The following is a 13,761-nucleotide window of genomic DNA, read 5'->3' as shown; positions in this document are numbered from 1 at the left end:
CAAACCCCTACTCTCGGTGGGGTGAAGAATGAAGGATAAACTATTTTTTTAGCCATCATACTGATAGCCTTAGTGCCACATTTGTTGTCAAAGCAAGCCAAATCGAAGCTACAGATAGAGTAGATTGTTATACTGCCATTGGGAGATACTATTCAATCGAGACTCGATAACCACTCATGCAGCCCACCGACGCCAGTAAATTTACCGACAAAGCCTGGGAAGCGATCGTTAAATCCCAAGATGTTGCCCGCCGCTGTCGCAATCAACAGCTAGAAGTTGAACATGTGGCGATCGCACTCTTGGAACAAGAGGGGTTAGCCGCCCGGATTCTCTCACGGGTGACGGTGGATGTACCGAAGTTGAAGCAGCAGTTGGAAGCCTTCGCTAATCGCCAAGCTAAGGTGAATAATGTTGACCAACTCTATCTAGGGCGAGGGTTGGATATTATGCTAGATAATGCAGAGGCATCGAGAGTCGCCCTGCAAGATGATTATATTGCCGTAGAGCATTTACTCTTGGGATTAGCCGCCGATGAACGGATTGGACGCCGCTTATTCAAAGGCTTTGACGTAGATAGTCCCAAACTTGAAGCCGCGATTAAAGCAATTCGGGGTTCGCAAAAAGTCACCGATCAAAGTCCTGAATCCCGGTACGAAGCCCTACAGAAATTTGGGCGGGATTTGACAGAACAAGCCAAAGCCGGGAAACTTGATCCAGTAATTGGGCGGGATGAAGAAATTCGTCGGGTGGTACAAGTCTTATCCCGACGGTCCAAAAATAACCCGGTGCTAATTGGTGAACCCGGTGTCGGCAAAACCGCGATCGCAGAAGGATTGGCGCAACGGATCATTAATGGAGATGTCCCAGAATCCCTCAAGGAACGCCAGTTGATTTCCCTGGATATGGGCAGTTTAATTGCTGGGGCAAAATATCGGGGGGAATTTGAAGATAGACTCCGCGCCGTTTTACGGGAAGTTACCCAGTCCGATGGACATATTGTTCTATTTATTGATGAGTTGCATACCGTTGTCGGTACCGGATCAGGTCAAGGGACAATGGATGCCGGGAATTTACTCAAACCTATGCTAGCGCGAGGCGAATTGCGCTGTATTGGTGCGACAACCTTAGATGAGTACCGTAAGCATATTGAAAAAGACGCCGCCCTAGAACGACGGTTTCAACAGGTACTCGTGCGACAACCGACGGTGGAAAATACGATTTCGATTTTACGGGGACTTAAGGAACGCTACGAAGTTCACCATAATGTGACAATTACTGACTCCGCCTTAGTCGCAGCAGCGACGCTATCGAATCGTTATATTAGCGATCGCTTTTTGCCCGATAAAGCTATTGATTTAGTCGATGAAGCCGCCGCTAAGCTGAAAATGGAGATTACCTCCAAACCTGTGGAACTTGAAGCCATCGATCGCAGGCTGATGCAGCTAAAGATGGAAAAGCTATCTCTAGAAGCCGAAAGCCAGCGTCAGGGTGTCGCCTCTGTTAGCAGTGCTTATCAGTCGTCCCAGGAACGGTTAGCCCTGATTGAGCAAGAAATTGAGCAGCTTGAAGCTAATCATGAACAGCTTAATGGACAATGGCAATCGGAAAAACAACTTTTAGAAGATATTAATACCCTCAAAAAAGAAGAAGATCAACTCCGGGTTAAAATTGAGCAAGCTGAACGTGCTTATGACCTGAATCAAGCTGCCCAGCTTAAGTATGGACAGCTAGAGGTACTCCAGCGCGATCGCGAGGCAAAAGAGACGATGATGCTGGAACTCCAAGCAAAGGGTTCCGCCTTGCTACGAGAACAAGTTACCGAAGCCGATATTGCCGAAATTGTCGCCAAGTGGACAGGAATTCCCGTAAAACGGTTGCTGGAGTCGGAACGCCAAAAACTGTTGCAGCTAGAAGGACATCTGCATAAACAGGTGATTGGTCAAGGGGAAGCCGTGGAAGCTGTCGCGGCGGCGATTCGTCGCGCTAGGGCGGGGATGAAAGATCCCGGTCGCCCTATCGGCTCATTCCTCTTCTTGGGACCCACAGGCGTGGGTAAAACAGAATTGGCGCGGGCTTTGGCACAGTTTCTGTTTGACAGTGACGATGCTCTAGTCAGGATTGATATGTCCGAGTATATGGAGAAACATGCCGTTTCCCGGTTGATTGGCGCACCTCCAGGATATGTAGGGTATGAAGAAGGGGGACAACTCACCGAAGCCATTCGCCGCCGCCCTTTCTCGGTGGTGTTGCTGGATGAAGTGGAAAAGGCACACCGGGATGTATTTAACATTTTGTTGCAAGTCCTTGACGACGGACGCATTACTGACTCCCAAGGGCGAACCGTGGATTTTCGCAATACGATTATTGTCATGACCAGTAATATTGGCAGTGATCATATTCTCAGTGTGGCGGGGGATGATACTCAGTATGAGGAGATGCGGAAACGGGTAACTGAGGCATTGAGAAAGCAGTTTCGCCCCGAATTTGTTAATCGTGTGGATGATATTATTATTTTCCATACCCTGACTCGCAAGGAACTGCGGCAAATTGTCGAGATTCAACTGCAACGGATTGAACGATTGTTAGCAGATCAGAAAATCTCCATTGAATTGTCCCCCACCGCTCAAGACTATGTGGTGAATGTCGGGTATGATCCGGTTTATGGGGCGCGTCCCCTGAAACGGGCAATCCAACGGGAACTGGAAAACCCAATTGCCACAAAGTTACTCGAAAATACTTTTGGCGCAGGCGATACAATCCTTGTCGATTGTGCGGATAATGTCCTTACCTTTAATAAGCAGGGGGCGATTAATTTACCGGAACCGGAAGCGGTACATTGAACAGGTGGCGTCAAAAATCTTCATCAAATTTTCATTAAAACCTCTCCCGAATTCAGCTAATATTCAGTTAGAATCAGAATTCAGGAGAGGGGCATCTAAAAAACAAAATCGTAGTAAGCGCTTTAGCGCCATCAGCGCCTCATACCAAGTTGCGTTCTATCATGTCTAGGAAGAGCGAAGCGAAAAATCTGGGCAGATGCTTCGCGTCACTCCGTTTCACGGAGCCTGCCCTCGAAGGTCGTGAAGGGTTTTGCTCAGCATGACAGATTCTACCTTAGACTGCAACTTGGTATCAGCACTAACTAGGGGTTACTACAGGGAGTCTGGTGGTGGGGGAAGAGAGCTCTTGAAGCAGGGGAAGCAGAGGGAGCAGGAGGAGCAAGGGTACATTTTCGGTGATTCTCTCGCCATAGTTTTGATGGATAGTCTCACATTTCCTTGAAGACAAACAACTTTATCGACGGCTCAAAGCTTTGATAGCTAAGGGTTCTGGAGTTGTGCAGCAAGCACTCACGACAAACACTTAAGCCGATTTTCTTCTCAGCTAGGCAAAAGTGACATTTGACTTTTGACCTTTAACTTTTGACTTGTTATGTCCCTTGACTTCACTGTCGCGATTCCAACTTACAATGGCGCAAGCCGAATATCAGACGTATTAGAACAACTGCGCCGCCAAAGGGGTACAGAATCGATTCGCTGGGAAGTTATCGTTGTTGATAATAACAGTACTGATAATACGGCGGAGATTATTAAAGATTATCAGGAAAACTGGTCTGCCGACTATCCCTTACGATACTGCTTTGAAGCCAGACAAGGGGCAGGATTTGCCCGACAGTTGGCGGTGAAGGAAGCGCAAGCGCCACTGATTGGGTTTTTAGATGATGATAATATTCCCGCCCTCAATTGGGTGGCTGCTGCAGTTAGCTTTGCTCAAGCTTATCCCCAGGCGGGAGCCTATGGAAGTCAAATTCACCCAGACTTTGAAGTGCCACCCCCAGAAAGCTTACAACCGATTCTACCCTTTCTCGCGATCGCAGAACGCGGTGATGAACCTTTTTGCTACGAACCCCGCAACAAGTTATTACCCCCTTCCGCCGGATTGGTGATTCGCAAGCAAGCCTATCTCGACACGGTTCCTAGTCAGCTAATTTTAACGGGCAGAATTCAGGGGAATATGCTCACTGGGGAAGACTTAGAAATGTTATGCTATATGCAGCTCAACGGCTGGAAAATTTGGTATAACCCAGCTATGGAAATTGACCATAAAATTCCCCAGAAACGCTTAGAACGAGAGTATTTAATTCCCTTTATGCGCGGCATTGGACTTAGCCGTTTTGTCACCCGCATGTTGAGTGTCAAGCCTTGGCAACGCCCCTTAGCTTTTTTTGCCTATACGCTTAACGATTTGCGGAAACTCATTATTCACCGTCTTAAATATCAGGGGAGAATCCAATCTGATTTAGTCGCCGCTTGTCAATGGGAACTCTTTTTAAGTAGCTTAGAGAGTCCATTATACCTGTACCGCCATGGCTATTTCAATAGCCCCAATCAAATCATTACCCTGAACTCTATATCACGGGGGACGCCGGAATAATGTCTGTAGATTTCACCCTAGCCATTCCCACTTATAATGGTGCCAGTCGTTTGCCAAAGTTGCTGGATAAACTGCGACAGCAAACGGGTTTAGAGCAGATTTCCTGGGAAATTATTGTTGTTGATAATAATAGTAGCGATAATACCGCTCAAGTGGTGCAGGAGTATCAAGGGAACTGGCTAGTCGGTGTTCCTTTAACCTATATCCTGGAACCGGAACAGGGTGCCGCTTTTGCCAGATTACGGGCGGTGAAAGAGGCACAGGGGGAACTCATTGGATTTCTGGATGATGATAACTTACCCAATCCAGATTGGATAGCCCAAGCTTATTCATTTGCCCAGGAATATCCCCAAGCGGGTGCATTTAGTGGGCAAATTCACGGGGACTTTGAAGTCGCACCGCCGGAAAACTTTAAACGTATTCAAGCTTTTCTTGCCATTCGAGAACATGGTTCTATCCCTCATCAATTTGAACCGCAAAACTTGAGATTACCGCCAGCGGCTTCATTGGTGGTGCGAAAAAAAGCCTGGAGTGAAAGTGTTCCCTCGCGTCCCACTTTAACAGGTAAATTACCCGGAGTGATGATTCAGGGGGATGATTATGAACCCTTACTTTACATGTATAAAGCTGGCTGGGAAATTTGGTATCATCCTGAGTTGCATACCTATCATCAAATCCCAGGTTGGCGATTAGAACGAGAGTATTTACTGTCTATTTCACGGGGGTGTGGGTTAGCCACCTGCCAACTGCGAATGATTAATGCTACTCCTTGGCAAAAACCGGTGATTTTTATCCGAACACTGCTTGGAAATTTGCGTCGCATGATTGGCTATATTATTAAGTACCGGTGGCGGGCTAAAAGTGATCTAATTACGGCTTGTGAGCTGGAATTTTTTTGGGGCTGCTTTCTCAGTCCTTTTTATTTATGGAGAAAAAATACATCTAATTAATTAAAGTTAATTATGCCCTTAATTTCTGTAATTATTCCAGTTTACAATGCTGAAGAAACAATTCAAGAAACAATTCAATCGGTTTTAAATCAAACCTTTTCAGATTTTGAACTCATTGTTATCAATGATGGGTCTCAAGATTCAACCTTAGAAATTGTTTCTAGTATCCCTGATCCTCGAATTAAGGTATTCTCTTATCCCAATGCAGGTCCTCAAAAAAGCCGTAATCGGGGAATTGAAAAAGCAACAGGTGAATATTTGGCATTTCTCGACGCAGATGATCTGTGGACACCCGATAAGCTAGATGCCCAATTTCAGGCACTCCAGGCGCATCCTGAAGCCGCCTTGGCTTATAGTTGGACAGATTGGGTCGATGAAAAGGGTCAATTTTGGCGTCGAGGGACTTATATTAGTGCCAGTGGTGATGTGCAGGCAAAGTTATTGTTGATTGACTTTATTGGCAGTGGTTCTAATCCATTGATCCGCCGCCAAGCCCTGGAAAAAGTGGGTAATTTTGACGAATCTCTAGTGGGGGGTCAGGATTGGGATATGTGGCTACGATTAGCCGCCTGCTATCCGTTTGTTGTGGTGCCAAAACCGCAGGTTTTATATCGAAAATCTCTGACCTCTAATTCCTGGTCAAATAACGTTGAACGGCAGGAAAAAGGGTTTAAAAATGTGATTTCTAAAGCCCTGGATCAGGCTCCTGAATCGATAAAGTCTCTGAAAGGAGATATTATTTCTAACCGTTATAAGTGTTTGGTTGTCGATGCTTTAGAAAGACCCTCTAGTCGTCAACGGGGGTTAACAGCAGCTCGGTTTCTCTGGATAGCACTCCGTAATGATCCGTCTCTTATCCAAGCAAGAGTGCTGGTGAAAGTGGTGTTAAGAATGACTATCGTGACTCTCTTACCTCCCCAGCAAGCACAAGGGTTGCTCGCTAAGTTGGGCAAGTTTGCTGATGTTCATGCTTTATATGGATACCTGCGTTCAGAGCCATTCTGACTGTCCCTGAAATTGACACAAGGAGCTAAATAGAGATGCCGTTAGTATCGGTGATTATTCCAGTTTTTAATGGGGAAAAAACGATTAAAGACACAATTGAATCGGTATTGACGCAAACGGTTGCAGATTTGGAACTGATTGTAATTAATGATGGGTCGAACGACAATACATTATCCGTAATTTCGCCCATTGATGACTCCCGTTTAAAAGTGTTTTCTTATGCCAATGCTGGCTTAGCCGCAAGTCGAAATCGGGGGATTTCTCAAGCAGCTGGAAAGTATATCTCCTTTATTGATGCCGATGATCTGTGGACAGCCGATAAACTAGAAGCCCAAATCAAAGCCTTAGGAGCGAATCCGAAAGCGGGTGTGGCTTATAGCTGGACGGATTGGATTGATGAATCGGGTCAATTGTTACGCCCAGGAGGTCACATTATTGCTAATGGTTATGTTTACGATAAACTGCTTTTGCGAGATTTTATAGAAGGAGGTTCCAATGTTTTAGTTTTAGCCAAAGCATTTGCTGAAGTTGGGGGATTTGATGAGTCACTCAATGCGGTAGAAGATTGGGATATGTGGTTACGTCTGGCTGCTCGCTATGAATTCGTCTGTGTCCCTTCTCCCCAAATTTTATATCGCATTTCTCCTCACTCCATGTCTACAGATGTTTGGAAAATGGAGACAGCTAGCTTGCTGGTAATTGAAAAAGCCTTTGCTCAGTCACCTGAACCCTTGGATTATCTTAAAAGGCAGGTTTTGGCAGAACGTTATAAGTATTTTACCTTTAAATCGATTGAAGGTCGTTTAGAACGGCAGCGTGGATTAACAGCTATACGCTTTTTCTGGCGAGCGATAACTAATGATCCGGTTTGGTTGCTTAGACCCAAGATAATGAGTATTATTCTGTTTAAAATTGCTTTAGCGACGATATTCCCCTCTCAACAAGCCTATGCTTTACTCAAAAGAGTGAAACGGTAATTGTTCATTTCTCCCCTATCTCTCCTATCTCCCTCATCTCCCCTGCAAAATCTGATCATAAATTCCTTCTAACTTCCTAGTATTATGCTTTAAGTTAAATTTCAGCTCCACTTGTTTGCGCCCCGCGATCGCGAACTCTTTTCGCAGTTGTGCGTTGTCTGCTAAAATCAGCAGATGTTCGGCAAGAGCTTGCCAGTCTTTTTCTGAAGCCAGGAAACCCGTTTCACCGTGGATAATTGCCTCCGGAATTCCAGCGTGAATGGAACTGACTACGGGTATCTCCATGGCTTGGGCTTCAAGGAGGGTTATCGGTAGCCCCTCACAATTTCCGTGAGTGTCGGTAACGCTGGGGATACAGAGAATCATGGATTGATTCAGCCAATCCCTAACCACATCCGAGGGTTGTACCCCTAAAAAACGATAGCGTTTCAGGGAATGGGCAGCTTGTTGTTCTAGGGTTGAGCGTAGTCCACCATCCCCAATAACAACCAGTTCTACATCGGGTCGTACTGATTGTACCTGAGCCATTGCCTGAATTAAGTATTGACACCCTTTTTTTTCTACCAGTCGCCCCACGAATAGCACCACAGGCTGGCGCGATGGGTTAGGCTGTGGTGCAAATTTATCCACATCAATGCCAATGTAGTGAACAATAATTTTATCAGGGGGACAGCCTTTTTCTATCAGTTTCGTGCGAATAAATTCAGACACGGCTATACAAGAGTGGGCTTTTTTGAATAAATGTCGTCGCCGCCAGAAATACACAGAGGTTAAAGGATGTGGCCCAAACATGTCACTGAGATCATCGCCAGTGTCCTCACGAACGGTGATATCATACCCATGAAAGGTGACAATTAAGGGAATTTTCAGCCGTTGCCTCATGGGTAACGCCCAAACACCATCGGGCCCAAAATGAGCATGAATTAGCCTGGGTGAGAGTTCTCTGAGGCGACGAAACCAGTCAGGATACCCTAAGCCGGTGATGAGAAATAATAGCTTGCGTCTCAGGGTTAGTTTGGCAACCTGGCTGAGAACTAGGGTTCTCTCGACAGGTAGGGGATAGCTTCTGCCGCGACACTGGGACGTTCCCACGTAGAATCCTGTATATGATTCGTAGTTTTCCACTTGCGCGGGAATAAATGTTTCGGAGTAGGGCAGGAGAGTGTCTCGGTAGATAATAATGTTATTTTTCATACAATAGCGCCGAATTTTACATTTAACATATATTCAGTTAAAATTCAGGCATCTTTCTTTCTACTACTGGGTCTTGCTCCCTTGGGACTTTCATGTCCCGATAGTTGATAAGTTTCAGGTTATTGAATAAAGACCTGTTCTTTCATTCCTTTAGGGTAAACTTACTTCAAATCAAGGGTAAAGCTCGCTTGCTGAGTTTTTTATCCTTTTAGTTTGCTAGATCAACTTTTGCATCACTTCTTCGTTAAACAGGCATAAAAGCAATGTATCAGGGAATGCTTCTTATACCAACCGTCGTCAAACAGTTGCCGCCGGCTTCAGCTGAATGGGTAAATCGCTTGAAAAAAGCTTACAAGAACAAGATTGCCCTTATTCACCCATCTCCTATTATAATTTTAGGGCATCAAAAGTCGGGAACAACCGCGATCGCAGCATTATTGGGTCAAATCTCTGGTCTACCTGTTACCATTGACCCCTTCCACCACATTGACCTCAACGCCCATCTGCGGCAGAAACTCTTTAAACAGGAACTGGCATTTGATGATGTGCTACAAGCCCACAAGTTCTATTTTTCTACGCCGATTATCAAAGATCCCAACTTTACATTTCTCTATGAGGATGTCAGTCAGCGCTTTCCCCAAGCCACCTTTGTTCAGGTGATGCGTGATCCCCGGCAGATGATTCGCAGTGTCCTGAATCGACTGAAACTTCCGGGAAACTTACCAGCCTTGGAGGGTAACTGGTGTAAACAGTTGCAAAAAATGCCAGCCAAGGGTTGGTCTCTCATGTTGGCGGGGGATCTTCCTCACGTCGAGGGCAGTAATTACATTGAACGACTCGCTCACCGCTGGAACTGGGCAACTGATACCTATCAAGTTCACCGGGATAAGATAAATTTTATCCGCTATGAAGATTTTGTCCAGGATAAGGCGGAAAGCATTCGCGATTTAGCCCAGCAGGTGGGATTAAACCCAATTCACGATATTTCGGCTCAAGTCAATATCCAGTATCAACCCCGTGGCAACTATCGGGTGAATTGGTTAGAATTCTTTGGCAAGGATAACTTGCAAAGGATTGAAACGATTTGTGGAACTCGGATGCAGTCCTTCGGTTATCACCTATCCCCATCGCCCATCACGTCTGATGCCACCAGCGATAAAGTTCCTCATTTTTCAGGTTTTGCAGCCGCGTCTGTCTAGACCTGTCTTTATTTTATCAGCACCTCGCTCAGGGTCGAGTTATTTTTATGAAATCACTCGACGCCTGCCCGATGTGTGGTCTTTTGACAAAGAGAATGATCCGTTATGGTTTCAGTTTTTTCCTTACCAACGATTGTCCCTGCCTACCGATTATATTTCACCAGAGGAATGTACACCGGAAATAATTAAGACCTTTCGGCGGGAACTGCTGATCGAAAACCTACGCCATCGTCGCCCCTCTCGCTGGCGGGATGGCTTTAATTATGGCTTACGTAGGAAACCCGTGCGCTATTTGGAGAAAACTGTTGCCAATTGCTTTCATTTAGAGGCACTCAAGCAACTGTATCCTGATGCTTTATTGGTTCATCTGGTTCGTGATGGTAGAGCCTGTGTATCTTCAATGATAGAGGGGTGGAATTCAGGGGTTTTCTGGAAGCGCCCTTTACCCTTTCCCGAAGGTGCGACGATTTCCCATTGGTGTTATCCGATTCCACCGGGTTGGCAAAATGTGGTTCATCAGTCATTAGCCGAAATTTGTGCCTGGAGTTGGGTGGAGCATAATCGTTATGTGCTGGAGTGGGAACGGGCAAATCCAGATTGTCACAAGCGGTTGATGCGAATTTCCTATGAAGATCTTTTAGCTGATCCCCGGGCGGTATTGGGGCAGTTTTGTCAGTTCACTGGATGGGAAATTTCCCAGGAGAGTCTTCAGTATATCCAGCAGGGGCGTCTGAGTTGGACAACGGTTTCCCAGCCGCAAGCGGATAAGTGGAAACAGAAGAATGGGCAAACAATTAACCAGGTGATGCCCATCATTGCGCCGATGATGCGGGAGTTGGGTTATGGGGTTTAGGGTGAGGGGGTGACCGTTTTTTGTGGAGAGCGGGACAGCGATCGCGCCCCCATCTGTCATATCCTCTTAAGTAGGTGGACACAATTAAAGTTAACGGTTGAGATTAGGTAAGTTTAACAAAATACATGCGTCCAAGGGGATATTGGGCGTGAGACGAAAACCCGAAATTATACAAAGTTTTACGACAATTCATCCGAATCGTGTCCGATAACAAATTGCATCTCTTCCCTGCTCCTCTTGGAATAAGGCAGAAATAACGGAACAGCGAATATCTCCCCAGCTCCCCCCGCTCCCCCAGCTCCCCAGCTTCCCCAGCTCCCCCAGCTTCCCCAGCTCCCCCAGCTCCCCCAGCTTCCCCAGCTCCCCCAGCTTCCCCAGCTCCCCCAGCTTCCCCAGCTCCCCCAGCTCCCCCATCACCTCTCCCAAGTGCGGAGATCCGTATTCTCCAACGGGGGCTATCTGTTACCCCAAAATGCGGGCGATCGCACACAATCGTACTGAATACCCAAACCATTACAGAGTGTCACCTATGACTGTACTAGAACAGGGACAGATTACAATTCATACCGAGAATATCTTTCCCATTATCAAGAAGTCCCTCTACACAGATCACGAAATCTTCTTACGGGAATTGGTGTCCAACGCCGTAGACGCCATCCAGAAGCTGAAGATGGTATCCTATTCGGGGGAAGTTGATGGGGATGTGGGGGAACCAGAAATTACCATTTCCCTCGATAAAGATAAAAAGACCCTCTCCGTCTGTGATAATGGTATCGGCATGACCGCTGAGGAGGTGAAAAAATACATAAATCAGGTGGCTTTCTCCAGCGCCGAAGAGTTTATCCAGAAATATCAGAAAGACGCTGATCAACAGATTATCGGTCACTTTGGTCTCGGCTTCTACTCCTGCTTCATGGTGGCGAAAAACGTCGAGATTGATACCCTCTCCTACCAAGCTGATGCGGAGGCGGTACATTGGTCCTGTGATGGTTCTCCTACCTTTGAACTGTCGGAATCGTCTCGCCAAGAACGGGGAACCACAATTACACTGACCCTTCAGGATGAAGAGACAGAATATCTAGAACCAGCACGAATTCGTCAACTGGTGAAGAAGTACTGCGATTTCATGCCCGTACCGATTAAGCTAGATGGCGAAGAACTAAACCAGCACAAGGCACAGTGGAAAGAATCACCGCAAAACCTGAAGGATGAGGATTATTTAGAATTTTATCGCTATCTCTATCCGTTTCAGGAAGACCCCCTGCTGTGGGTGCATCTGAAGACTGATTATCCCTTCTTGTTGAACGGGATTCTTTATTTTCCCAAACTTAAACCCGATGTGGATGTGACCAAGGGTCATATTAAACTATTCTGTAATCAGGTTTTTGTCAGCGACAACTGCGAAGAGGTTATTCCCAACTTCCTCATGCCACTGCGCGGGGTAATTGATAGTCCCGACATTCCCATAAATGTTTCCCGTTCCGCCCTCACCAGTGACCGAACCGTGCGCCGGATTGCCGATTTTATTGCCAAGAAAATCGCCGACCGACTCAATGAAATCTACAATGAGCAACGGGCAGAATATATCCGCTGCTGGCAAGATGTGGGTACCTTTGTTAAATTTGGTGCTTTGAATAACGACAAGTTCAAGAAACAAGTCGAAGATATTATTCTCTATCGCACCACCTATTCGGGAGACTCAGCCAGTAAACCCAAGACGCCAGAGGTAGAAGTGCAGTCTCAAGATAGCGATGTTTGGCAAGAGGTGAGTCCAGCCGCAGCGAATCAAGATGAGAAAGGACGAACCTATACGACGCTCAAAGACTATTTAGACCGCAATAAAGCCCAGCACGAAAACCACGTCTTCTACTGCACCGACGAAGCCGCCCAAGCCACTTATGTGGAACTGCACAAGAATCAGGGATTAGAAGTCCTGTTTATGGACTCGTTTATTGACACCCACTTTATTAGTTTCCTGGAACAGGAATATTCGGATGTCAAGTTCTCCCGGGTAGACTCGGAGTTAGATAATACCCTGGTTGACCAAGACAAGGCGGCGGATATTGTTGACCCCAAAACCAACAAAACCCGCAGCGAACTGATTAAGGAGTTATTTGAGAAAGCGATAAACAAGCCCAAAGTTAACGTCAAAACCCAGGCGCTCAAATCTGATGACCCCCAAGGGACACCCCCAGCCATGGTACTGCTACCGGAAGCCATGCGACGGTTACAGGATATGACCGCCCTGTTGCAACAGCAGGCGGCGCAGTTTCCGGAAGAACATATTTTAGTGGTAAATACCGCACATCCCTTGATTGAGAACTTAGTGGAGATTAGTCAGGGGAGTATTGTTCAAGGCGTGGGTCAATCCCCCAGTGGGGAATTAGCCAACCTGATTTGTCAGCATGTCTATGACTTAGCCTTGATGGCGCAAAAAGGCTTTGACGCTAAAGGGATGAAGTCATTTGTGGAACGTTCTAACCAAGTGCTCACCCGATTAACCAATCGGTAGGCTGAGGTTGGGTGATCCCTACTCCCAACCCGGTTGGGAGGAAATACTTGACCGACGCTCTAGTCAGCTAAAGCTGACTTTCGCTTTTAGCCTAGGGTTTAAACCCTAGGCGGTTCATCGGTTGATTGTTTCTATCTCCCCCATCTCCCTCATCTCCCCTCCCTCACACCCCACACCCCACACCCCACGCCCTTTTCCCTGACCAAGATATGATGGAGTACGGACTATACTTAGAGGAATACCATGTCACGCCAATGTCAACTGACGGGGAAAAAGGCAAATAACGCCTATGCCATCTCCCACTCTCACCGCCGCACCAAAAAATTACAGCAAGCCAACTTACAATCAAAGCGGGTATGGTGGCAAGAAGGAAATCGCTGGGTGAAGTTGAAACTTTCGACAAAGGCGATTAAGACGCTGGAGAAGAAAGGATTACAGGCGATGGCAAAGGAAGCTGGGATTAATCTCCATCATTATTAAATTCCTGTAGAGTATTGTGTAGGGGCGGGTTTGACTATTATCATTTCTTTCTTCACCCAGATGCAACTAAACCCGCCCCGATCAAGTTGTGAATTTGTGAATTAATCTAGAGCAAGAGGAGGCGATTGAAATCGCTGCTACACAAACAAAGTCCGCC

General features: G+C 46.4%; 10 protein-coding genes. 9 read left to right on the top strand and 1 reads right to left on the bottom strand.

Annotation, left to right across the window (positions count from 1 at the left end; all coding sequences use genetic code 11):
- The first annotated feature begins 176 nt into the window (after window positions 1-176).
- The 5 genes from clpB to RID09_RS17990 all read left to right on the top strand — a co-directional run bounded on the left by clpB (window position 177) and on the right by RID09_RS17990 (window position 7,366).
- Window positions 177-2,840, top strand: coding sequence for an ATP-dependent chaperone ClpB (gene clpB / locus RID09_RS18010; protein WP_446337303.1), 2,664 nt, complete (start codon window positions 177-179; stop codon window positions 2,838-2,840).
- Between the two features lie 592 nt (window positions 2,841-3,432).
- The gene (hpsE, locus tag RID09_RS18005) at window positions 3,433-4,434 is read left to right on the top strand and encodes a hormogonium polysaccharide biosynthesis glycosyltransferase HpsE (protein ID WP_446337302.1); all 1,002 of its coding nucleotides are present in this window, start codon (window positions 3,433-3,435) and stop codon (window positions 4,432-4,434) included.
- Window positions 4,434-5,384, top strand: coding sequence for a hormogonium polysaccharide biosynthesis glycosyltransferase HpsE (hpsE, locus tag RID09_RS18000; protein ID WP_446337301.1), 951 nt, complete (start codon window positions 4,434-4,436; stop codon window positions 5,382-5,384). The genes hpsE (RID09_RS18005) and hpsE (RID09_RS18000) overlap by 1 nt, the downstream gene beginning before the upstream one ends.
- Window positions 5,385-5,396: 12 nt before the next feature.
- The gene (locus tag RID09_RS17995) at window positions 5,397-6,389 is read left to right on the top strand and encodes a glycosyltransferase (protein WP_446337300.1); all 993 of its coding nucleotides are present in this window, start codon (window positions 5,397-5,399) and stop codon (window positions 6,387-6,389) included.
- A gap of 35 nt (window positions 6,390-6,424) precedes the next feature.
- Window positions 6,425-7,366: a glycosyltransferase gene (locus RID09_RS17990; protein WP_446337299.1), complete on the top strand. Its 942-nt coding sequence runs from the start codon at window positions 6,425-6,427 to the stop codon at window positions 7,364-7,366.
- Between the two features lie 33 nt (window positions 7,367-7,399).
- Here the strand turns inward: RID09_RS17990 and RID09_RS17985 are convergent, their stop codons facing one another.
- A complete protein-coding gene (locus RID09_RS17985; RefSeq protein WP_446337298.1) occupies window positions 7,400-8,560 on the bottom strand; it encodes a glycosyltransferase in 1,161 nt (386 codons plus the stop codon).
- A gap of 275 nt (window positions 8,561-8,835) precedes the next feature.
- On the opposite strand from RID09_RS17985, the gene RID09_RS17980 reads away from it, so the two are divergent.
- From RID09_RS17980 to rpmB, 4 genes are all read left to right on the top strand, one after another.
- Window positions 8,836-9,759, top strand: coding sequence for a sulfotransferase family protein (locus RID09_RS17980; protein WP_446337297.1), 924 nt, complete (start codon window positions 8,836-8,838; stop codon window positions 9,757-9,759).
- Window positions 9,704-10,612 (top strand): sulfotransferase family protein, encoded by a 909-nt coding sequence (locus RID09_RS17975; protein ID WP_446337296.1) that lies wholly within the window; start codon window positions 9,704-9,706, stop codon window positions 10,610-10,612. The genes RID09_RS17980 and RID09_RS17975 overlap by 56 nt, the downstream gene beginning before the upstream one ends.
- A gap of 529 nt (window positions 10,613-11,141) precedes the next feature.
- A complete protein-coding gene (gene htpG / locus RID09_RS17970; protein WP_446337295.1) occupies window positions 11,142-13,124 on the top strand; it encodes a molecular chaperone HtpG in 1,983 nt (660 codons plus the stop codon).
- 243 nt (window positions 13,125-13,367) lie between these two features.
- On the top strand, window positions 13,368-13,604 hold the full coding sequence (gene rpmB / locus RID09_RS17965; RefSeq protein WP_446337294.1) for a 50S ribosomal protein L28: 237 nt from the start codon (window positions 13,368-13,370) through the stop codon (window positions 13,602-13,604).
- The last annotated feature ends 157 nt before the right edge of the window (window positions 13,605-13,761 follow it).

It is taken from the genome of Coleofasciculus sp. G1-WW12-02, from assembly GCF_040219735.1.
In the GTDB taxonomy this organism is placed as follows: Bacteria; Cyanobacteriota; Cyanobacteriia; order Cyanobacteriales; family Coleofasciculaceae; genus Coleofasciculus.
Note: the sequence above shows the minus strand (reverse complement) of the source record. Positions and strands in the feature narration are given on the sequence as shown.